The sequence below is a fragment of the Streptomyces fildesensis genome (assembly GCF_016107395.1).
In the GTDB taxonomy this organism is placed as follows: domain Bacteria; phylum Actinomycetota; class Actinomycetes; order Streptomycetales; family Streptomycetaceae; genus Actinacidiphila; species Actinacidiphila fildesensis.
Genome location: NZ_JAAIKO010000352.1, coordinates 1 through 244, shown reverse-complemented (window position 1 = coordinate 244; position 244 = coordinate 1). Strand labels below are relative to the sequence as shown.

Here is a 244-nt window from a genome sequence, read left to right as displayed (position 1 = left end):
GAAGCGGCGGTGACGATCAGGAAGCCGCGGCCGGGTCTTGCGGGTCGAGCTTGGTGAAGTCGACGTCCAGGTGCGGCTCGTACGCCTCCGGGGCCAGGTCCAGCTCATGGGTGGAGTACTCGCCGAACCGCATGATCTTCTCGGTCAGGTAGGGCGAGACCTCGGCCAGGTCCTCCGGCTCGGTCTTCCAGCCCTCCGCCTGCAGCTCGCGCACCGCCTGGGCGATGTCCAGGGTGTTGTGGAA

1 protein-coding gene is annotated in these 244 nt (G+C 67.6%); it reads right to left on the bottom strand.

The window, feature by feature from the left end:
- Positions 1-16 precede the first annotated feature (16 nt).
- Positions 17-244, bottom strand: a 228-nt coding sequence (locus C6N31_RS43165) for a Tn3 family transposase (protein WP_198359754.1), incomplete at its 5' end; no start/stop codon positions are given.